This is a genomic window from Providencia huaxiensis (assembly GCF_002843235.3).
GTDB classification, from domain to species: Bacteria; Pseudomonadota; Gammaproteobacteria; order Enterobacterales; family Enterobacteriaceae; genus Providencia; species Providencia huaxiensis.
This window is the reverse complement of sequence record NZ_CP031123.2, coordinates 714,187-737,530: the sequence shown is the minus strand read 5'-3', so window position 1 is coordinate 737,530 and position 23,344 is coordinate 714,187. Positions and strand designations below refer to the sequence as shown.

18 protein-coding genes are annotated in these 23,344 nt (G+C 39.1%); 5 read left to right on the top strand and 13 right to left on the bottom strand.

Annotated features, from left to right (window positions below; genetic code table 11):
- The first annotated feature begins 26 nt into the window (after positions 1–26).
- Positions 27–854: an envelope biogenesis factor ElyC gene (gene elyC / locus CYG50_RS04775; protein ID WP_102138486.1), complete on the top strand. Its 828-nt coding sequence runs from the start codon at positions 27–29 to the stop codon at positions 852–854.
- 87 nt (positions 855–941) lie between these two features.
- On the opposite strand, the gene kdsB is transcribed toward elyC, so the two are convergent.
- The 13 genes from kdsB to seqA form a co-directional block, all read right to left on the bottom strand.
- Entirely contained in the window at positions 942–1,688 is a 747-nt protein-coding gene (gene kdsB / locus CYG50_RS04770) for a 3-deoxy-manno-octulosonate cytidylyltransferase (RefSeq protein ID WP_102138485.1), read from the bottom strand.
- A gap of 5 nt (positions 1,689–1,693) precedes the next feature.
- Positions 1,694–1,873, bottom strand: a complete 180-nt coding sequence (locus CYG50_RS04765; RefSeq protein ID WP_004256203.1) for a Trm112 family protein — start codon at positions 1,871–1,873, stop codon at positions 1,694–1,696.
- A gap of 139 nt (positions 1,874–2,012) precedes the next feature.
- Positions 2,013–2,228, bottom strand: coding sequence for a cold-shock protein (locus CYG50_RS04760; protein ID WP_102138484.1), 216 nt, complete (start codon positions 2,226–2,228; stop codon positions 2,013–2,015).
- A gap of 419 nt (positions 2,229–2,647) precedes the next feature.
- Positions 2,648–3,649, bottom strand: coding sequence for a tetraacyldisaccharide 4'-kinase (gene lpxK, locus CYG50_RS04755; protein WP_102138483.1), 1,002 nt, complete (start codon positions 3,647–3,649; stop codon positions 2,648–2,650).
- The gene (msbA, locus tag CYG50_RS04750) at positions 3,646–5,391 is read right to left on the bottom strand and encodes a lipid A ABC transporter ATP-binding protein/permease MsbA (protein ID WP_102138482.1); all 1,746 of its coding nucleotides are present in this window, start codon (positions 5,389–5,391) and stop codon (positions 3,646–3,648) included. Before msbA ends, lpxK begins: the two co-directional genes overlap by 4 nt.
- A 36-nt stretch (positions 5,392–5,427) precedes the next feature.
- The gene (locus CYG50_RS04745) at positions 5,428–7,830 is read right to left on the bottom strand and encodes a DNA internalization-related competence protein ComEC/Rec2 (RefSeq protein ID WP_232368196.1); all 2,403 of its coding nucleotides are present in this window, start codon (positions 7,828–7,830) and stop codon (positions 5,428–5,430) included.
- Between the two features lie 425 nt (positions 7,831–8,255).
- Positions 8,256–8,543: an integration host factor subunit beta gene (gene ihfB, locus CYG50_RS04735; protein WP_004256221.1), complete on the bottom strand. Its 288-nt coding sequence runs from the start codon at positions 8,541–8,543 to the stop codon at positions 8,256–8,258.
- Between the two features lie 56 nt (positions 8,544–8,599).
- Positions 8,600–10,273 carry a 30S ribosomal protein S1 gene (gene rpsA, locus CYG50_RS04730; protein WP_004909559.1) on the bottom strand — a complete coding sequence of 558 codons (1,674 nt, stop codon included), beginning with the start codon at positions 10,271–10,273 and terminating at the stop codon, positions 8,600–8,602.
- Between the two features lie 173 nt (positions 10,274–10,446).
- Entirely contained in the window at positions 10,447–11,130 is a 684-nt protein-coding gene (cmk, locus tag CYG50_RS04725; protein WP_102138480.1) for a (d)CMP kinase, read from the bottom strand.
- A 188-nt stretch (positions 11,131–11,318) separates the two neighbouring features.
- Positions 11,319–12,596, bottom strand: a complete 1,278-nt coding sequence (gene aroA, locus CYG50_RS04720) for a 3-phosphoshikimate 1-carboxyvinyltransferase (protein WP_102138479.1) — start codon at positions 12,594–12,596, stop codon at positions 11,319–11,321.
- Between the two features lie 121 nt (positions 12,597–12,717).
- Positions 12,718–13,809, bottom strand: a complete 1,092-nt coding sequence (gene serC / locus CYG50_RS04715) for a 3-phosphoserine/phosphohydroxythreonine transaminase (protein ID WP_102138478.1) — start codon at positions 13,807–13,809, stop codon at positions 12,718–12,720.
- Between the two features lie 288 nt (positions 13,810–14,097).
- The gene (pgm, locus tag CYG50_RS04710; RefSeq protein ID WP_102138477.1) at positions 14,098–15,732 is read right to left on the bottom strand and encodes a phosphoglucomutase (alpha-D-glucose-1,6-bisphosphate-dependent); all 1,635 of its coding nucleotides are present in this window, start codon (positions 15,730–15,732) and stop codon (positions 14,098–14,100) included.
- 56 nt (positions 15,733–15,788) lie between these two features.
- Positions 15,789–16,334: a replication initiation negative regulator SeqA gene (gene seqA, locus CYG50_RS04705; RefSeq protein WP_102138476.1), complete on the bottom strand. Its 546-nt coding sequence runs from the start codon at positions 16,332–16,334 to the stop codon at positions 15,789–15,791.
- A 325-nt stretch (positions 16,335–16,659) separates the two neighbouring features.
- Between seqA and ybfF the strand changes: the two genes are divergently transcribed.
- The 4 genes from ybfF to CYG50_RS04685 all read left to right on the top strand — a co-directional run bounded on the left by ybfF (position 16,660) and on the right by CYG50_RS04685 (position 23,212).
- A complete protein-coding gene (ybfF, locus tag CYG50_RS04700) occupies positions 16,660–17,436 on the top strand; it encodes an esterase (protein WP_102138475.1) in 777 nt (258 codons plus the stop codon).
- 242 nt (positions 17,437–17,678) lie between these two features.
- A complete protein-coding gene (locus tag CYG50_RS04695) occupies positions 17,679–19,784 on the top strand; it encodes a peptidase domain-containing ABC transporter (RefSeq protein WP_102138474.1) in 2,106 nt (701 codons plus the stop codon).
- Positions 19,781–21,109 carry an HlyD family type I secretion periplasmic adaptor subunit gene (locus tag CYG50_RS04690; RefSeq protein WP_102138473.1) on the top strand — a complete coding sequence of 443 codons (1,329 nt, stop codon included), beginning with the start codon at positions 19,781–19,783 and terminating at the stop codon, positions 21,107–21,109. The genes CYG50_RS04695 and CYG50_RS04690 overlap by 4 nt, the downstream gene beginning before the upstream one ends.
- Positions 21,110–21,112: 3 nt before the next feature.
- Positions 21,113–23,212, top strand: a complete 2,100-nt coding sequence (locus CYG50_RS04685) for a type I secretion system permease/ATPase (RefSeq protein ID WP_102138472.1) — start codon at positions 21,113–21,115, stop codon at positions 23,210–23,212.
- Positions 23,213–23,344 lie beyond the last annotated feature (132 nt).

The window sequence follows — 23,344 nt, the reverse complement described above, 5'->3', positions numbered from 1 at the left end:
GATACCCCATAAGAATAGGCTTAGTTATGTTATTTATCTTAAAAAAATATATTGGTTCTCTATTGATGCCATTACCATTATTGCTCATCGTCGGGTTTATTGGGCTGCTTTTGCTCTGGTTCACACGCTGGCAGCGTTGTGGGAAGACGTTGACTACTCTAAGTTTAGTTTTCATAACCTTGTTGGGATTACAGCCTATTTCAGATACTTTGCTTGCCCCTGCAGAAAAGCAATTTAATAAACGCTATGAACTGATTACTGAAACACCTCCTCAAGATGTACGTTACATTGTTGTGCTAGGAGGTGGCTTTACATATAACCCAGATTGGAGCCCAAGCTCTAATCTATTGAATAATAGCTTACCTAGAGTGACTGAAGGTGTTCGCCTTTATCTTAAACACCCTGGTAGTAAACTTATTTTCACTGGCGGTAAAGCGAGTAGCACCATCAGCAGTGCCGAAGTTGCCGCACAAGTTGCGCAATCCTTGGGTGTCCCAGCACAAGATACTATCCCCCTCACTGAACCCAAAGATACACAAGAGGAAGCTTATGAAGTTGAAAAAATTATTGGGAAATCACCTTTTTTATTAGTAACTTCTGCTAATCACCTGCCTCGAGCGATGACCATGTTTACTCAACGAGGAATGACCCCTTTCCCTGCACCCGCAAATCAGTTGGTTATCACGAGTGAAATTAATCCATGGGAGAAATACATTCCTTCCTCATATTATTTTGGTCATAGTGAACGTGCTTGGTATGAATTTCTTGGTACCATTTGGTGGCATTTAAAACCCAATAATACACAAGCGTTAGAAGAACAGCTTGCCACGCCTGAAGCTATTGCTGCTGAATAACAACAAAAAAGGTGTAACCTATTGAGATTACACCTTTCGTTTAGCTAAATCGTATATTGGCCATTTTGGCTATTAAGAAAATACTGACTACTGAATAAATTGCTTTCTAACGAGTTCAAGATCTTCAGGGGTATCAACACCAGCGCCTGGCGTGGTTTTCGCAACATCCACATGAATTTTTTCTCCGTACCAAAGCACCCTAAGTTGCTCTAGCATTTCGATTTTTTCTAATGGACTCGCTTCCCACTTAATATAACGACGAATAAACCCTGCGCGATAAGCATATATACCAATATGGCGTAAAAAGGTATCACCTATTGTGTCTTGGCTTTTCGCAAAGTTGTCTCTATCCCAAGGAATGGTTGCCCGAGAAAAATACAGTGCATAACCTTCGTGGTCAGTAACAACCTTGACTGCATTTGGATTAAACGCTTCATGAGCATCATTAATGGGCACAGCCAGTGTCCCCATTTCAGCTTTGCTCCCCTGAAGGTTATGAGCCACTTGGCTTATAATCTCAGGTGGAATTAAAGGTTCATCACCTTGCACATTTACGATAATTTCATTGTCAGAAAAAGCGTATGTATCAATAACTTCAGCCAACCTTTCTGTTCCAGACTGATGATTTGGGTCTGTCATACAGGCTTCACCGCCTGCTTCAATCACCGCTTTAGCAACATCAGAGTGATCTGTCGCAACTATCACCCGGCTAGCCCCCGACTTAATAGCTTGCTCCATCACTCGAACAACCATTGGCTTGCCATGGATATCAGCCAAAGGTTTACCGGGTAGACGTGTTGATGCATAACGAGCAGGAATAATAACCGTAAACATGATGATTACTGGCCTTCATCTAATGAAACAGGGCGGGCTTCATTTTCTAGCAATACAGGGATGCCATCACGAATGGGATAGGCTAGATGATCAAACTTACAAATAAGTTCGAGGTTTTCTTTGTTATAACTTAATTTGCCGTGGCATACAGGACAGGCAACGATTTCAAGTAAACGGTGATCCATGTTTTCTCCTGAATGGATTTTAACTCACTTGGAGTCAGGATATCACATGCAGATATCACCGTTAACTTTAATCTTCCTGAATAAGATCTCCTGCGTGAGATGAGAGGATAAAAGCAGGAGAAATTGTTCTGTTTATTATTTAATAAGCAATAACGTCAGCTGCCGTTATGCCATTCGAATTACGAGTAACAGAGAACTCAACGTTTTGACCTTCGAATAATGATTTGATTTTTTTATTAGCAATTGACTTTGTTGTCACAAATACATCATCACCACCATTGAATGGGGAAATAAAACCGTAACCTTCTTTTGCATCAAACCATTTAACTCGACCCATATGTAATTGAAAATTCATATTAAAACTCCTTTTGTTCTGAGAACAATATTTTTTATCTTTGTATCATTACTCTTTCTTGCTTCCCATTTATAAACTGCTGATCTATTAATACATCAAAGAGTAATTAAACTTTACCAATTCATGCGCACAAATCATTGTGCATATTTTATAACGCTCATGTATGTAAATTTCAGACACCGCAAATCTACTGCGAAGTTAACAGTCTATTTTGACATTATGATGACAAAACACGATGACAGCGACTTTACAATATAGATTATGCGAGGATATGAAGACTAACTAAAGAACGGAGCGTAAAATTTAAGCTAGTATAAAATCCAATTATCAATGTATTGCATCTAGATACATAATAAGTGGATCTATATCACATTGGCGATATTATTATCACAGAGGAACGTTATAGACAAGTTTTTTTGTTATTTGTGATAAGTTTTTTTGTTATTTGTGATAAGTTTTTTTATTCCGCTTAAGATTTTTTCAGCGTCAGGAGCTTGTAAATGCGCTTGGACTGGAAGGAACCACCAATTGGGTTGTGCAAAAGCACGGCACTTTACAGCATCTTTTTCGGTCATCAATAAGTTTTGCTCATTTTTAACTAACCGTGAAAGCTGTTTTAATTCATATGACTGGTGATCAGCAAAAGCATGGGTACTAATGACCTCGACCCCTTTATTTTCTAATGAGGCAAAAAAACGAGGAGGATGACCAATACCTGCCATTGCGATAACTGCAGGCAATTGTGTAACCGCTCGTTTTTCACCACTAACAAGGTTACAAGCAACATCGCCTTCAAGGGCCATTAAAGCTTCATTTTTTTGAGCTTCACCACCGTTAACAATGACAGCGTTAACACTCTTCAAACGCCCAGCTCTTTCGCGCATAGGCCCTGCGGGTAACCACCACCCATTACCAAAACGACGTTGACCATCAATAACGACTATTTCGTAGTCACGTTGCAATGCATAGTGTTGCAACCCATCATCAGTAATAATTACATCTAGTGGAAACTTTTCTAGTAAGGCTTTAACTGCATCACTGCGCTTGGGTGCAACGGCTACAGGGGATTTAGTACGATGAAAAATTAATACAGGTTCATCCCCTGCAACTTCAGTTGTGGTCGTTTCATCGAGTATCAACGGGTACTTTTCAGCTTTACCGCCATACCCTCGAGAAACAACCCCCACGCGGTAGCCTTCTTTGGTGAGTGATTCCACCAACCAGATAACAACAGGGGTTTTACCATTCCCCCCCGCTGTCAGGTTTCCCACCACTACCACTGGAATTGGCGCTTTCCATGAACGTTTCAGCCCGATTTTATAAGCTATATCCCTAATTACCGTTACCAATCCATAAAGGAAAGACAACGGCAGTAATAAAAGATACAGCCATGATTTACCAGACCAAATACGTTCTATCATTGTTTAAACTGAATACTATGTAACTGTGAATATGCGCCATCTTGAGCTAATAGCGATTTATGGTCACCACGCTCAATGATCCGGCCATCTTGTACAACTAATATTTCATCCGCATTTTCTATCGTCGATAACCGATGAGCAATGACCAAGGATGTTCTATTTTTCTGTAACTCATCAAGAGCCGCTTGAATAGCACGCTCAGACTCTGTATCTAGTGCAGATGTTGCCTCATCAAGAATAAGAATTGGGGCGTCGCGTAGCAGCGCTCGAGCAATCGCTATTCTTTGACGTTGTCCGCCAGAAAGCATCACACCATTTTCGCCAATAACTGTATCTAGGCCTTTCTCAAGTTTAACAATGAAATCCATTGCATAGGCCATTTCTGCTGCTTTCTCTATTTGTTCGCGGTTATAGCTACCGTCTGTTGCATAAGCAATATTATTCGCTATCGTATCGTTAAATAAATAAACATGTTGAGAAACTAACGCGACTTGGCTACGTAATGAGGATAATGTGTATTCACGGATATCATGACCATCAATTTGAATAGATCCTTCATCAATGTCATAAAAACGTGTAATCAAATTTGCAATAGTGGACTTACCTGAGCCTGATCGCCCAACTAAAGCAACTGATTTCCCAGCAGGCAAAGTAAACGATACATCGTCTAACGCAGGATGTTCTTTGGTTGCATAGGTAAAGGTGACATGTTCAAATTTAATATCCCCTTTAACTTCTTTAAGTACTTTAGTTCCGTTATCTTTTTCTTGTTCCGAATCTAAGATTGCAAATAACGTTTGACAAGCCGCCATACCACGTTGGAATTGTGAGTTAACGTTAGTTAATGATTTCAATGGACGCATCAATGCAAACATTGATGAGAAAACAACTGCAATTGTTCCTGACGTTAATTCATCGCGAATTTCGGGAAAGCTCGCAGCATAAAGAACAAATGCTAATGCAAATGATGCAATTAACTGAACAATAGGGTCTGAGATTGCTGAAGCGGTTACCATTTTCATATTTTGACGGCGCATGTTGTTACTGACTTTATTAAAACGTTCAGTTTCAACTTTCTGCCCACCAAAAATTAAAACCTCTTTGTGCCCTTTTAGCATTTGTTCTGCACTTGCCGTCACATGCCCCATACCCGTTTGCATGTTTTTACTAATCTTACGAAAACGCTTAGAAACGATACGAATAGTGACTGATACAACAGGGGCGATCACGATTAAAATAAGAGAAAGCTGCCAGCTATAATAGAACATCATCGCAAATAACCCGATGATATAAGCACTTTCACGAATAATTGTAATTAATGCCCCAGAAGAAGAAGATGCAACTTGTTCTGAATCATAAGTAATTCTAGATAACAGTGTTCCTGTTGATTGTTGGTCAAAAAAACTAACGGGCATTCCCATCATATGGCCAAACAGTTTACGTCGCATGTTCATCACGACTTTACCTGCAACCCATGAAACACAATAGGTTGAAACAAAGCTAGACCCACCACGAACAACCATTAACCCTAACACCGCAAGCGGAAGCCATTTTAAAACGTCATTATCTGCTTTATCAAAGCCTTCATCCAATAAAGGTTTTAATAAAGAAATCATAAATGCGTCACCCGCTGCGTTTATGATAAGTGCTATTGCTGCAACGATTAAACCCGCTTTAAAAGGCGCAATTATCGGCCACAAGCGACGAAAAGTTTGTTTTGTCGAAAGGTCTTTATCATTCATACTTTTAATTACCAGACTTAATGTAAGCGCACTATTCTACTCGGGAAATAGCGGTAAGCCAAACCACAGATGATACCAGCGGGGCTGAATTTCATAGCGATAACGCGAAGTTTGGACATTTCCTCTTTTAAACCATATAGTTAACTGACCATCTTCTGCTGTATTTAACCACTTAATATTACTATTTTTATATCTAAAATAGACTTTTGGCGACGGAATTTTCCATGCACTGTACCTTGCAGATGAGACGACTACCATTGAAGGTTGAACATTTCTTAACAATAAATCAGTTGATGAAGTGCTGCTTCCATGATGAGGGGCGAAAAGAAGATTCGAACGTAACCGGTTCTTGTACATTGCGACAAGTGATTTTTCCCCTTGTTTTTCGATATCTCCTGTTAATAAAATTTTATGAAACCCATCCGTCAATTGAATGACACAAGAATCATCATTATGCGATATTGGTGCTAACTTTTCAGGCCATAATACTTCAAAAGTTAATATTCCCCACTGCCATTTTTGACCTTTAAAACAGGGAAGGTGCTTCATCTTTTTTATATTATTAATATTATTACTTTTTTTCTTGTATGCCAAAGTATCCTGTGGCCCAAAACTACTTCTTACACTTAACCATGGGTATTGTTGAATTAAATAATTCACTCCCCCTGTATGGTCTAAATGATTATGGCTTAAAATTAAGCCAATAGGGGTTATATCATGATATTTAAGAAAAGGAACAATTTGACGCTGTGCATTACTCCCTTCTTTCCAAGTATTTCCAGTATCATAGAGAAATGCCAAGTCATTTTGCTCTATCACAACAGCTAAACCGTGCCCGATATCTAATACCGTCATTTTCCAGCCTTCTTTGAGTTGTTTACCACTTCCCCTTTCTAGAAAGATTGAGATAACCACACACCCAATAAGCCCAAAGTAACGTTTGTACCACTTAAATAAGATGACAATGATGCTTAGCCAACATATTAAGAATAAATAATAAGGTACATTAATGAACTCTGACCAAAAAGTACTGAAATAAGGTAATGGCTTTAACCCTAAATCTATCACCCTATCTATCACATATAGAAAAGACCGCTGAACTACCTCTATTGGCACTAAAAATACGATCAAAATAGCAGGGACAACACACCAAGAAATTAACGGAACAAACCAAATATTAGCCGCTAACCCCATTATGTTAATACCATTAAATATAATAAGTTGCATTGGAATTAGTAAGATGAGCAAGCCTATTTGCAAATGTGCTAACCCTATAATTTTACCTTTTATCCCTCTAGCTAAATGGTAGGCTAATGGAAATATTGATAACCAATAGAGAATGGCTAGTACAGCGAAGCTAGATAACCAAAAACTATCTGACAAAATAGCCAATGGGTCAAATAGTAATATTCCCGCTATGCTCCAAAGCGCCCATTGCCAAGCAAAATGCCTTGCAGGCTTATTTCTAATATATACCCATAATAGTAAGGCAAACAGCGCCCGTGTTGCAGGGATAGCGAACCCCGAGATCCATGCATAAAAAATAGCTAGCACCATACCTATTACTACTGGAAGTATTTCACTAATATATTTTATTGGTAAAAAATATTGAATTCCTCGAGCAATAAGAAAACCAAACAAGTAGGCTAAACCAATATGTAAACCCGAGATAGCCATTAAATGTGTCAAACCTGTTTTCTGCAGTAAATAGGTTTGATCTGTAGGCAGTAAATTTCTATCGCCAAACATTAACCCATAAATAATTCCTTTATTAGATAATGAGCTAATTAGCTCCATATAGTTATAAATAATTTTTTGCCTTACAGAACACGCCATTTCTAATGGTTCTATTTTTTGGCTTTTCACCCCCCCTATAACCCTATTAGCTAAATAATAACGTTGTAGATTAAACCCGCCTTCATTTAGTGAACTGTGCAATGGCTTTATTTTGCCATTGATCCGCCAAGACTGCCCTGCGCAAACAGTTTCCTTTGTTTTCCATGTAGCATATAACGGAGGAAAAACAATACGATTGTTAATTTTATCAATACGTACTTTAATTTTTTGCTCTTTGCTACTCAAAGGAATACCAACAATAACCACATCAATATCGTTATTTTTTTTAGATAGATAATTAATATGATTAATGATGTTAATTCCATGCCAATTAGCCCATAGAAAAAACATAATAATTAGTGCTAAAAACTTGCATGATTTACCAAATATAAAGAATATTATTAATACCGATACAAACAAAGAAACAAATAATAATTCACTCAGCATTAAAATTTTAGGTATAAATAAAAGTGGTAATGTACCTAAACTCAAAGCAATAGAAGCCATTGTCATCGAAACAGACAATTTCCCATTAAAGATTAAATTACATTTTTTGATTGAATTATTTAGCCATCTTATTATGTAGATGATATTTTTTATCAACTTTTGTATCCCTACATAGCGTTTATTTGCTTTAGTTTATTTATTCCTATGAATTTTTTAAGTCTCTTTGTTTTATTTTTCGTAGCGCTTCCCAATATGTTTTTTACTGATATAAATATACATATTAGTTTGCGAGGAGCTTCGCAAGACACGTATATATCTCTAAAGCTGCTTTTGGATTTATTTTATTATTTTTATAGGCTTTAAAAGTATAGAAGCGGTGTTGGTGTTGGTGTTGGTGTTGGTGTTGGTGTTGGTGTTGGTGTTGGTGTTGGTGTTGGTGTTGGTGTTGGTGTTGGTGTTGGTGTTGGTGTTGGTGTTGGTGTTGGTGTTGGTGTTGGTGTTGGTGTTAGCTAGATATAAAAAACAGTGCCGTATAAAATACAAGCACTGTTTTGATGTAATAATTAAGATTTACAGCCTGATTATTGGCCGTAAATATTTACACGATCACGTAATTCTTTACCTGGTTTAAAATGAGGAACATATTTACCTTCTAGTTCCACTTTATCACCAGTTTTTGGGTTACGGCCAACGCGTGGAGCACGGTAGTGAAGAGAAAAACTGCCGAAACCACGGACTTCAATACGCTCACCGTTAGCTAACGTATCCGCCATATGCTCAAGAATTTCCTTTACAGCTTCCTCAACGGTTTTTGCTGAAAGATGAGACTGCTGGCTAGCCAGTCTTTCAATTAATTCAGACTTGGTCATAGTACCTCCCTAAACTACCGTTACAAAGGGGCAACGCTACTGTTGCCCCCACTTAATTATTCGCCTTTAGCTGCTTTGAAAGCTTCAGCCATAGCATTGTTGCCGAATGCTGTATCTTCTTGTTTGTTCACAGCTGCGACAGCGTCTTTCTCATCAGCTTCGTCTTTAGCGCGAACAGACAGGTTGATTACACGGTTTTTACGATCAACACCAGTGTATTTAGCTTCAACATCATCACCAACGTTCAGAACCAGTGTTGCATCTTCAACACGGTCACGTGAAGCTTCTGATGCACGCAGGTAACCTTCAACGCCCAGTGTCAGCTCAACAGTTGCACCTTTAGCATCAACTGCGATTACTTTACCAGTTACGATTGCGCCTTTCTTAGTTGCTGCTAAATAGTTATTGAATGGATCTTCAGCTAACTGTTTAACACCTAAAGAAATACGCTCACGCTCTGCGTCGACTTGCAGAACAACAGCTGCGATTTCATCACCTTTTTTGTATTCACGAACTGCTTCTTCGCCTGCAACGTTCCAGGAGATGTCAGACAGGTGAACCAGGCCATCGATGCCGCCGTCCAGACCGATGAAGATACCGAAGTCAGTGATAGACTTGATTTTACCTTCAACGCGGTCGCCTTTGTTGTGAGTTTCTGCAAATTGCTGCCATGGGTTAGATTTGCACTGTTTCAGGCCCAGTGAGATACGACGACGTTCTTCATCGATATCCAGAACCATAACTTCAACAACATCACCAACGTTAACAACTTTAGATGGGTGGATGTTTTTGTTAGTCCAATCCATTTCTGAAACGTGAACTAAACCTTCAACGCCTTCTTCGATTTCTACGAAGCAGCCGTAGTCAGTCAGGTTAGTAACGCGACCAGTCAGTTTAGTACCTTCTGGGTAACGTTTAGCGATTGCGACCCAAGGATCTTCGCCCAGTTGTTTCAGACCCAGAGAAACACGAGTGCGCTCACGGTCGAATTTCAGAACTTTAACATTGATTTCATCACCAACGTTGACGATTTCGCTTGGGTGTTTAACACGTTTCCAAGCCATGTCAGTGATATGCAGCAGGCCGTCAACACCGCCCAGATCAACGAATGCACCGTAGTCAGTAAGGTTCTTAACGATACCTTTAACTTCCATGCCTTCTTGCAGATTTTCCAGCAGTTGATCGCGCTCAGCGCTGCTTTCAGATTCAATTACAGCACGACGAGAAACAACAACGTTGTTGCGTTTCTGATCCAGCTTGATTACTTTGAACTCAAGCTCTTTGCCTTCCAAGTGAGTAGTATCACGAACTGGACGTACATCAACCAGTGAACCTGGTAAGAACGCACGAATACCGTTCAGCTCAACAGTGAAACCACCTTTAACTTTACCGTTGATAACACCAGTTACAGTTTCAGCTTCTTCGTAAGCTTTTTCCAGCATCAGCCATGCTTCATGACGTTTAGCTTTCTCACGAGACAGGATAGTTTCACCGAAACCATCTTCTACTGCATCCAGAGCTACATCGATTTCGTCGCCAACTTGGATTTCTAGCTCACCCTGAGCATTTTTGAACTGTTCTACTGGGATAGCAGATTCTGATTTAAGACCTGCGTCAACAAGGACTACGTCTTTATCGATGGCAACAACAGTACCACGGACGATAGAACCAGGACGAGTTTCAATATTCTGCAGGGATTCTTCAAAGAGTTGAGCAAAAGATTCAGTCATATTAATGATCTTCAAGAGTTTTAAATTAACGTCCACTTAGCTTCCCGCCAAATGGGGTTGTTTCACATACCCCACAACATTCCATGTCGCAAGGTTGATGCTATGCTAATAATATAATCACATAGCGGTAACTGCGTATATTATCTAATTATAAGCTAAAATAAAGCCTATTATCACGATAATTGTAGAATTTTTTTTGCATAGGTGTGTGCTTTTTCAATAACTTCCTCAATAGACATACTTGTGGAATCCAGCACTAATGCGTCTTTCGCGGCAATAAGAGGTGCAACAGAGCGATTACGATCACGAAAATCTCGCTCTTCAATTTCGCTTAAAAGACGTTCAAAATTAACATCAAAACCTTTTTCTTGCAACTGCTTCATCCGCCGATGAGCACGTTCTTCAGCTGACGCATCAAGAAAAATTTTTACTGGAGCATCGGGGAAAACCACCGTTCCCATATCACGGCCATCGGCAATAAGTCCAGGTAGCGTTCTAAATGCACGTTGGCGTCGAAGTAAGGCTTCACGTACGCGAGGAAAAGTTGCTGTTTGGGATGCTGTATTCCCTACTGTTTCGGTTCTAATTTGATTCGAAACATCTTCCCCTTCCAGAATGACTTTCAGTACATTATCTTCAGGAACAAATTTCACATCTAAATTTGCAGCCAAAGGAACTAACGCATCTTCGGATTGGATATCAACATGGTGATGTAACGCAGCTAACGCTAATACACGATAAATTGCGCCAGAGTCTAAAAGCTGCCATCCAAATTCGTTTGCTAATGCTTGGCAAAGTGTACCTTTACCTGCTCCGCTTGGTCCATCAACGGTGATTACAGGGGCTATCGCCACCATATAAAAATCTCCTTTTCTGCAAATAGCCTAGCTACCCGCAATTAAAATCTGTGAAGGTATTATACCAATTCAGTAGATTTGTGAAATAAGCAGGTTCTGATGATTGCTAAAAAATAAGAGAAAATTGATGTTTGGATCGTAAAAATCAGGTTGATATCAAAGAAAATAATATCAACCCAACCAATAGATTAATGACTTAAACGAGCCAACTGTTCGAAGTAATCAGGAAAAGTTTTTGCAGTGCAGCCGGGATCCAAAATTGTTACTGGCGTATCTGATAATGCAACTAACGAAAAACACATTGCAATACGATGGTCGTTATAAGTTTCAATTTCAGCATGCTGTAATTTTTTCGGTGGAACGACACGAATATAATCATGTCCTTCTTCCACTTCAGCGCCAACTTTTCGTAACTCTGTCGCCATCGCATATAACCGGTCGGTCTCTTTTACTCGCCAGTTATAAATATTACGAATAACCGTTTCGCCTTCAGCAAACAGAGCAACCGTTCCAATAGTCATTGCCGCATCAGGGATCGCATTCATGTCCATATCAATACCTGTCAACGTTCCGCGTTCACACTCAACGTAGTCATCACCCCAACGAATAGTCGCGCCCATTTTTTCTAATACGTTGGCAAATTTAGTATCCCCTTGCAAACTATTACGCCCAATTCCTGTTACACGCACTACACCTCCCTTAATGGCAGCCGCAGCAAGGAAATAAGACGCTGATGAAGCATCACCTTCCACTAAATATTCACCTGGTGATTGGTATTGTTGCTGCCCTTTGATAACGAAATGTTCATATTGATGATTTTCGACATTAACACCAAATGTTTTCATTAATGCTAACGTGATATCAATATAAGGTTTAGAGACTAACTCGCCAATAATTGTAATTGTTGTATCTTGCTCTGCACGCGGAGCCGCCATTAACAATGCAGTTAAAAACTGGCTGGAAACAGACCCATCGACTGAAATTTGACCACCGATAAAACCACCTTTCAATCGTAGTGGCGGGTAGTTTTCCTGCTCTAAATATTCAATTTCTGCGCCACCTTCCCTTAATGCATCGACCAAATGCCCAATTGGGCGCTCTTTCATGCGAGGCTCACCCGTTAAAATAATATTATTGTGACTTAGTGATAATGCAGCAGCCAGTGGGCGCATTGCCGTTCCGGCATTGCCTAAAAATATCTCTAGAGCATTTGGATGAGATAAGTTTCCGCCTAAACCTTCCACACGACAACATGTTTTATCTTCCGATAGTTGGTAGCTAACGCCTAACTGGGTTAATGCATTCAGCATATGGCGAATATCATCACTGTCCAATAAGTTAGTGAGTGTGGTCGTTCCTTTAGCCATCGCTGCTAATAATAGTGCGCGGTTTGAGACACTTTTTGACCCTGGCAAATTAATTGTGCCGTTAATTGAAGAGATAGGTTGTAATGTCAGGGATTGCATAAAAAGCAGTTTCTCCAGTGAAGTTTTGCAAGTAAATAAAATCTGGCTCTATTTTCTTTTAAGTCAAATGTAAAGAGCACAAATAACCGACTGAACATCCTATTTCAGTCGGCAAATCTCATTATTGAGCGTTATGACGTTCGAAATCAGCCATAAAATCAACCAAAGCCTGTACACCCGCTAATGGCATCGCATTATAGATTGACGCACGCATACCACCAGCCACTTTATGGCCTTTTAGAGAAAGTAAGCCTTGCTCTTTGGCTCCATCAATAAATTTCGCATCAAGAGCCGGGTTTTGCATTTGGAACGGTACATTCATCCAAGAACGGTTTTCAACCGCAACACGGTTAATGTAGAACTGGCTATCATCAATTGCATTGTAGAGTAATTGTGATTTTTCATAATTACGCTTAGCCATTTCTTGCAAACCACCTTGTTCTTTTAACCATTTGAAGACCATCCCCGCAAGATACCAAGCAAAGGTCGGTGGGGTATTAAACATTGAATCGTGTTTTGCTAATACCGTGTAATCAAATACAGATGGAGTCTGAGGCGAAGCTTTACCGAGCAGGTCTTCTCGGATAATAACGATAGTTAATCCAGCTGGCCCAATATTTTTTTGAGCTCCCGCATAAATGACACCATAACGACTTACATCAATCGGTTTAGATAAGATAGAAGAGGAATAGTCAGCAACAATAATTTTATCTTCAGGGAAGTCAGGTTCTTCATGAATAGCTAAGCCACCAATGGTTTCATTTGGGCAATAGTGGACATAAGCGGCATCATCACTTAATGGCCATTCTTTCATGGGTTTTAAACTCACAACACCGTCTTTTTCTTCAGTAATTTGAATTACATTAGGTGTGCAGTATTTTTCAGCTTCTTTTGCTGCTGACTCTGACCAATAGCCACTCACAATATAGTCAGCGGTCGTTTTATCACCTAATAAATTCATCGGTAACGTAGCAAAATGGGCTCGAGCCCCACCGTGACAAAATAAAACTTTATAGTTATCAGGAATGTTTAATAGATCACGTAAATTTTGTTCTGCTTCTGTTGCCACTTCGATAAAGTCTTTTCCGCGATGGCTAACTTCCATGACAGAAACGCCTAATCCCTTCCAATTACAAAACTCTTGTTCAGCACGACGCATGACTTCAACAGGTAGCATAGCTGGGCCTGCACTGAAATTATAAACCTGACTCATTGACCTCACCCTATCCATCTTCAATTATGGTTAATAAAATTCACTCAGATACTTAAAGTTGTACCACTCCAAGCCTTTAGCTGCAACGGTTATTGTCAGCAAGCCCAAAAATGAAAGAGGGGTTATTTTTTGATAATGGAAAAAAGAATTTTGTTAATCTTGTCACACTCTCGACAAGCACAATTTTATGGAGAAATTAACAATAAATAAGCGATAATATCCCGAATTACATCATTGCGCTGTGTTTCGGGATATTCATTGAAATGTCTTTTATAAAAAATTAAAAAATTAGCGAATAACTTTGCTTACGATCTCAATCGCTTCTTTTTCTATTTGGCGTAAATGCTCTTCTCCGCGGAAACTTTCACAATAAATTTTATACGCTTCTTCCGTGCCTGATGGTCTTGCTGCGAACCAGCCATAATCAGTCATGATTTTTAAACCGCCAATTGGTGCATTATTACCAGGGGCAGCAGTTAAACGCTGTGTAATTTTATCTCCAGCCAATGTATCTGCTGCAACCATTTCCGGTGATAATTTACTTAGCTTCGCTTTTTCCTCGTGAGTCGCTTTCGCTTGAATACGGTTGTAAATCGGTGCGCCAAATTTCTTAGCGAGGTTATTATAACGTTGCTGCGGGTTTTCACCCGTAACCGCCGTAATTTCTGCAGCGAGTAAGCAAAGAATGATACCGTCTTTGTCTGTTGACCAAGGTGTGCCATCGAATTTCAAAAATGATGCCCCAGCACTTTCCTCACCGCCAAAACCTAGCTGGCCGCTGAATAACCCATCAACAAACCATTTGAACCCTACTGGCACTTCAACTAATTCACGCCCTATATCGTTAACAACACGGTCAATCATCGCACTTGAGACAAGGGTTTTCCCTACCGCAACATTTTTTCCCCACTGAGGGCGGTGTTGGAATAGGTAGTCGATTGCCACAGCAAGATAGTGATTTGGGTTCATTAAACCATCGGGGGTGACAATGCCATGACGGTCATAGTCAGGGTCATTAGCGAAAGCTAAATCAAATTTTTCTTTCATCCCAAGCAAACCCGCCATTGCCCAACTTGATGAGCAGTCCATACGGATGACACCATCATGGTCTAAAGGCATAAAACGGAATGTTTGGTCTAATTGGTCATTTACGATTTCAATATCTAATTGATAATATTCAGCAATTTTTTTCCAGTACTCAATACCAGAGCCGCCTAGAGGGTCAACGCCAATTTTTAAACCAGACTTAGCAATTGCTTGCATATCAACAACTTCACCTAATGCAGAGACATAAGGCATAACCAAATCTTTCTGAATGACGTACTCACTCGCCATCGCGCTATCAAAGTTGGTTCTTTTAATTCCTTCAAGGTTATTGGCTAGCAATTGGTTAGCATTTTTCTCAATGACAGACGTTAAATCGGTATCTGCCGGCCCACCATTCGCAGGATTATATTTAATACCGCCATCTTCAGGTGGGTTATGTGATGGTGTAATAACAATACCATCCGCAACATCTTGATGTGATTGGTTATAACTTAAAATGGCATGAGAGACAGCAGGCGTTGGGGTAAATCCATTATTTTCCTGAACAATAACATGAACTTGATTTGCCGCTAAGACTTCAACCACAGTGATAAATGCCGCTTCTGATAACGCATGGGTGTCTTTCCCCACAAAACAGGGGCCTGTTACGCCTTGCTTTTTGCGTAAATCAGCTATCGCTTGTGCAATAGCTAATATGTGGTTTTCATTAAAGTTTTTACGCAATGAGCTACCACGATGCCCTGATGTTCCAAACTTAACAGCTTGAGATGCATTTCCAGGTTGTGGTTGCTGCGTATAATATTGAGCGGTTAATTGAGCGACATTGATCAAGTCACTTTGAAACGGAAGCTGCCCTGCACGTTCATGTATTGTCACTTGTTTTCTCCCAAAGCACTGATGCTTTGTTATCAACATCAGTGGCCTTTCAGTTTTTAAATAGTATTACAAACTTTTTCAATCACATTGGTTGGAAATTGCATTTCCTGCATAATCGCATCAACCATACTACGTTTACGATTCGTGTTCGTATTTGTGATCACCCAATACGGTGTCCCAGGAATATGGCGAGGCTTAGATTGTTTACCGGCTGCAAGTAATGTTTGCTCATCGCCAGCAAAATAAATACGAGTTCGACCATGCATTAACTCTGTTGCACTCGCAAAACGATTCGCATCTAAACTATATAAAGTAGATAAAATCAACATAAAGCGGTCAATCGCTTTATTTTTTTCTGCATAAGCGTCAGATAACAGGAGCTCTCTAATGACCCTAACAGGATTTAATGCAACAGCAGGTATACTCGTCGCAGGTTCAGCCTTAATAACAGCATGTTCCTGACTCATTTCTTTTGCTTGTACTGGCTGCCCGGATTTGAAATTTAACATACGGCGCAAAATATCCGATGCACTTTCACCGATATGCTGTGTATGGCTCGCAATATAGCGGTAAAGCTCTTCATCAACGTCTATTGTTTTCATTTTTTCCCAGTACTTATTTAACTAAAATTTGCGGTGTGATTATAAGACAGATTTAAAAAAAACAAAACAATTAAAATTTCAATAACTTAAAGTAAACATTATTCTAAGTTCGAAGATAATTCAGTAGGTTATCATGCCATTACTTTCAGTATTTCACCTCCGTAGCCAAATTCAATTTTCTGAAATTTACTGGCGATGATCCTCTTAGTTATCGCCTCATTAACTTACCTCAACCAAGATTGCAGTTTATTTGACCATTTGGATTTTACTTAGAGCCGTGACATGATAAGACCACATGTACCGCTGACGAATTGATCAAACAAATATGACTGTATTACTTAACCATACTATTCATAAACCTGAAAATCCAATCTCAAATAGCCCAGTAGTACTCATCCATGGGCTATTTGGTGACCTCAACAACTTAGGTGTTCTAGGGCGTAATTTACAACAATATTTCGATACGATTCAAATTGATGTTCGTAATCATGGTGACTCATTTCGTGATGAGCAAATGAGTTACCAGCAAATGGCTCAAGATGTTATTACATTAGTAAAATCTTTAGGTTACGAAAATGCTATTTTAATTGGCCACTCAATGGGGGGGAAAATTGCCATGGCAGCAACCGCAATAGCCCCTAATTTTATTGATAGCATCGTTGCGATTGATATGGCGCCCGTCGCTTACCAAGTCCGTCGTCATGATAAAATATTTGCAGCTCTTGATGCGGCCATAGCAAAAAATGCGAAAACTCGCCAAGAAGCTACCGTGATTATGCATGATTACATTAATGAGGATGGCGTAATCCAATTTCTGCTTAAGTCGTTTAAACAAGGTGAGTGGAAATTTAATTTACCCGCTCTCAAAGCTAATTATGAAAGTATTATTGGTTGGGAAACAGTACCTGCTTGGGACAAACCCGTGTTGTTAATCCCCGGAGGAAACTCCCCCTATGTGCAAGCTGAATATAAAGAACAAATCGCACAACAGTTTCCGCAAGCCAAAGCGTGGGTTGTCGCTGATACAGGGCACTGGGTTCATGCAGAAAAACCAGACCATGTTTTAAGAGCTATCCATCGTTTTTTATCTATCCCCGAATAATTAATTACATTTAAATATAGATATTGAAAAGACATATAACTTTTCAATATCTTTAAATATATTTGTAGTTAAATATAATTTCTTTATTAACTACATAATAAGACTAACTTCAATACACAGCGAATTACAAACCCTGTATTATCCAAATTCCACCCTATTTTATTGTTATCTACTGTATATTTTATTAATGCACAATTTAATTTTAAAATTAAAATAACTTAAGGAATTTATTAATATAGAAAATGGATAGTCTCAAATCAGAATCGACATTATACTTTATTAGTGTTATTGCTAAGTTGTCAGGGGGAATAAACCCTAAAGAACTAGAACAAGCACTCAATAAACCTATTGGTTACAATGAAAAACTTAACATTATTAAATCAAAGTACTCCATTCGCTGTAGGAATAAACATCAGAAAAATAAAAATCTAACTAAAATAGTTTGCCCTGCTATTTTATATAATGTCAAAGGAGAAGCCTTTCTATTAGCTAACCGTAACCAAGAGCAAGTGCTCGTTCAGCAATTTGGGAATACCCCTCCAGAAATATGGAGCATTGAAGAACTGAATCAACAATGGAGTGGTCACTGGTTACAGGTAAGCCTTAAACAGGGGCAATTTGACATCACTTGGTTCCAAGTTGAATTTATGAAATATAAACCCATTATTTTGTGGGTTTTATTCTTTTCATTTATATTGCAAATCCTCGCATTAGTATCCCCTATTGTTATGCAAGTTATTATGGATAAGGTGCTCGTTCATAATAGTTTAGTCACCTTAGATGTTTTAATTTTTGGGTTAATGATTGCAGCACTAATAGAAGTGACGTTGAAAGGGTTACGTGAGTACATTTATCATCATACAGTTAACCGTATTGATATGACACTTGGCTTAAAACTGGTTAATCATTTACTTAGACTACCTATTCCCTTTTTTAAAAGTAGGCAAATAGGTGCAATTGTTACCCGAGTGAAAGAGCTCGAAACTATTCGTGAATTTTTAACCAGTAGCTTTTTCACTCTATGTGTAGATGTATTATTTTTATTTGTGTTTATTTTTGTGATGAATTTAATTTCCACAACACTCACAATAATATTTCTGTGTTCTATTCCATTTTATCTTTTATTAGCTTGGTGGTTAACGCCTAAAATTGAATCGGCAGCACAACAACAGTTTACCAACATCGCCATCAATACCTCTTTTTTGACTGAAAGTATTAATGGAATCGAAACCGCGAAAAGCTTATCCGTAGAACCTAATTTTACTCGTCGCTGGGACGGTCAAACCTCTGATATGAGCCAAACTAACTTTGTATCAGGGCAAATAAGCTCGCGTTCTGAACATTTGGTGATGGCTATTGAAAAAATCACCAGTGCGATTGTTTTGTGGGTTGGTGCCTCTGAAGTTTTAGCATTGCAAATGACGATTGGCCAGCTTATTGCCTTTCACATGATGGTTAGCCACGCTAATCAGCCTCTCATCAAACTAACTAAACTATGGGGGGACTACATTCGAACCCGTGTCGCTATCGAAAAACTCTCCCAAATTATCAACTTACCTATCGAACAATCTCAGCAAGAAAATAAATTGCCCCTTCAAGGGCATTTAAATTTAAAAAATATTTCGTTCCGTTACCAACCAAACATGCCGTTTGTTCTAAAAAACTTTAATTTAAATATTAAAGCGGGAGAAACCATTGGCATTGTCGGTACGTCCGGGTCAGGTAAAAGTACCCTTGCTAAATTGTTACTACGGCTCTATACCCCAGAGAGTGGCGCCATTTTTGTGGATAACACGCCCATATCCGCGATTAACTTACACTCCCTTCGTCAACAAATTGGCATTGTGCTGCAAGAGAATTTTTTATTCAGCCAATCCGTTTTTCACAATATTGCTCAAACCTCACCGGATGCTTCCATGGACGAAGTCGTTCATGCGGCCAAAATGGCGGGAGCACATGATTTTATTTTGAAATTACCAAAAGGTTACGACACCGTTCTTGCCGAGGGAGGAACATCCCTTTCTGGCGGTCAACGCCAGCGCATTGCTATTGCTCGAACACTACTCTCTAACCCTAAAGTGATTATTTTTGATGAGGCAACTAGCGCGTTAGATGACGAGTCCCAAGCCGTTATTCAAGAAAATATGCATATTATTGCAAAAGGAAGAACCATCATCACAATTGCTCATCGCTTATCAACCATTCGCCATCACCAGCGGATCATTGTGATGCAAAATGGGGAAATCATTGAGCAAGGTAGCCACCAGCAACTTATTGAACAAGGTGATTTTTATAAACACTTGTGGACTCTACAACAGTCTCTGAAATCAGACATGGACGTAAAATGAAACATCGATTAGATAAAAACCGTTATAACAGCTTTTTGCCTTCACACTTGGCAATATTAAAGACACCACCGTCTTATTTGGCTCTATATGTCGCTATTTCTATTGGTATAGGCGTTTTTCTTGCCGTGACTTGGTCATTTTTTGGCAAATTGGATATTCAAGCAACGACTCAGGGGAAACTGATTGTTTCGGGACGAACACAGTTAATTCAAGCGTTTGAATTAAGCCGTTTAGAACATATTCATGTTACTGATGGGCAAATCGTGAAACAAGGGGATCCTTTAATTACTGTCAATGTGCTCGGCGTTGACCAAGATATCCTAAGTTTAAATTATCAACATAACTTCCATGTATCTGAAATACTAATTTATCAATCATTGATTTCACAACAGCCCCTTGAACAATTACCTTTATTTAGCCAATTAACTGAAACAGAACAGAACAATACGCGGGCTAGCTATCAAACACAAAAAATAGAATTTGATTCATTAATTAATGAGCTTAACAATGAAATTCAATTAAATATTGTTAATCAACAAGCTAGAAAAGATGAATTACTTACCATCAACTCCCTCATTGTGAACATCAAAAAGCGCCTTGATGCACACCATTCGTTAACAGAAAAGCAGTTAATCAGCCAGAAAGAGTTTTTAGAACAAGAGCGGGAACTATTAATCGCTAAAAAAGAAAAAGTCACCAAATTATCTGAGTTATCAATTCTAAAAAGCCAGCATCACGCCTTAAATGAAAAGATGGGCAGAATGAAAGCACAAAAAAACCAAGAGTGGGATGAAAAATACAAACAAGCCGACTTTAAGCGAGTTTCTCTTGAACAAGAATTATTAAAAAATAAAGAGAGGAATCAATTAGAGATTATACGAGCTCCCGTTGATGGCACTATTCAGCAGCTTGCTACACATACCTTAGGGGCTGTGCTACAACCGGCACAGCAGTTAATGGCGGTAGTTCCTAATAATCATGTTCAATTAGCTGAAATTAAAATCTTGAACAAAGATATTGGGTTCATCCATGAAGGGTTGAGAGCAGAAGTGAAAATAGATGCTTTCCCTTACACTCGTTATGGCACGATTGAAGGTGAAGTGATTTCCATATCTCGTGACAGTACTCTCGATGAAAACCTTGGATTAGTATTCTTAGGACAAATCGGTCTTAATCAAAAAGAACTACTCGTCGATGGTGAGTCCATTGAACTGACTCCCGGTTTATCCATTGTAGCTGAAATAAAAACGGATAAACGTCGCATTATTGATTACTTGCTCAGCCCTATCAATGAATACACCTCAAACGCGATGAGAGAGAAATAATCGATGGAACAATTAAATAATCATGGCTTGGATGCTTTAGTTTGGGTGGCTAAATATTACCAAAACAATGTTTCATCTGATCAACTCAGGCATGCAATTGGTATGCAAACTTTATCCCCTACTGAGTGGGAAATTAGAGAATGTGCACATACATTAGGGTATGAAACCGAGCTTATTACCGCGCAACATATACAATTAAGCACGCTGCCTTTACCTGCTTTAATCTATGTAGCGGGTTTTTGGCAAGTTATTAGCCAAGAAAATGAACTGGTACTCATAAACCCCGCCAATGACGAACGGGAACCCATTCATAACTCTACTGTACTTCCAGAAACTGAATTTGACGTATTACTCATTAAAGAACAATTAGAGCCCGAGCAAAAAAAAGCCTTTGGCTTTAGCTGGTTTATTCCCTCTATTTTGCGCCAACACGTTAAATTACGAAATATTTTTATTCTCTCTGCCATTATTCAGCTTTTTGCCTTAATTAGCCCTTTATTATTTCAAAATTTAATCGACAAAGTGTTAGTTGGACGCAGCCTCTCAAATTTGCATGTCATTGCATTGGCAATTTTTGCCATTGCTGTTGCAGAGCCGATATATGGCTTTATTCGTAATAAAATTTTTAGTCATAGTAGCAGCCAGATCAGCGCTGAATTATCAGGCAAAATTTATCGCCATTTAATGGCCTTACCTCTAAATTATTTTAAGCTAAGACCAACCGGTAAAATTATCGCAAGGATCCGTGAATTAGCCCATATAAGGCAATTCTTAACGGGTTCAACTCTGATGCTATTTATAGACTTTATCTTTGTCATTCTTTTTGTCGCGGTTTTATTTTCCTACAGTAGTTTGATGACTTGGATTTTATTAGGCTCTATGGGGGTATTCTTTGTTTTATGGATGGTCCTAGGCCCAATTATTCGCCAACAAACTGAAAAATCCTATCAAGCCGATGAAAATGGTCTCACATTTCTCACTGAAAGTATTACTGGGATTGAAACCATAAAAACGACAGCAACAGAAAAGTACTTTAACCAACGCTGGAAAAAAATATTTAGTAAACAGCTAACTCAAAGCTTTAAAGTTTCAATGCGCAGTGAGGTGGCCTCTCAATTAATGACATTCGTGAGCAAAATAACTACCGCAATCCTTTTGTGGGTTGGTGTCAAAGAGGTGCTAAATGGTGGGATTTCGCCTGGCGAATTAGTGGCATTTAATATGCTAAGTGCACATGTTACACAGCCTGTGTTGCGGTTTGCCCAAGTTTGGCAGGATTTCCAACACACCATCATTTCATTACGTCGAGTGGGAGATATTCTTGATGAGCCCGTAGAAAATGAACGTAAGGGGATTGCAAATACGTCAAATATTCACGGAAAAATCGAGTTTCAAAATATTCGCTTTCGTTATCAACCTGATACGCCCGAAGTTCTCAATAATTTGTCATTAACGGTTAATGCAGGTGAATTTATTGGCATTACCGGCCCCTCAGGTTCCGGGAAAAGTACCCTAACAAAATTATTACAACGACTTTATGTCCCACAGCACGGGCAAGTTATTGTTGATGGTATGGATCTCGCGGTTGCAGATACCGTTTCATTACGCCGAAAAATGAGCGTCGTATTACAAGAAAGTACCTTATTCGTCGGCTCTATCGCTGATAACATTCGATTAAGTCATCCACAAGCGACTGATGAACAAGTTATTCACGCTGCAAAATTGGCTGGCGCTTATGACTTTATAATGTCATTACCTGATAATTTTAGTTACCCCTTATCAGAAAAAGGCTTAAACCTTTCAGGCGGTCAACGTCAACGAATTGCGCTTGCGCGTGCTTTGCTCACCGAACCCGATATTTTAATTCTCGATGAAGCTACTTCCGCACTCGATTATGAATCAGAAGCCGCCATTATGGAAAACATGCCATTAATTACTCAAGGAAGAACCGTTATTAGTATTGCGCATCGGTTAAATACGATTATGCACGCAGATAGGATATGTGTGATTTGCCAAGGAGAAGTACACGAAATGAATTCACATGAAAACTTACTCAAATCAAATGGCTTATACGCCAATTTATGGTACCAACAAACACAATAACGCGTATAAAAAAGCATCACGCCTATAACAAGTGGTGCTTTTTTACTAAAAGTGCTCACTTTACAACCAATTAAACCAAATCATCATAGATGAAGCTATAGCACAAGGGAATTAGCTAGGGTATCATGGCGC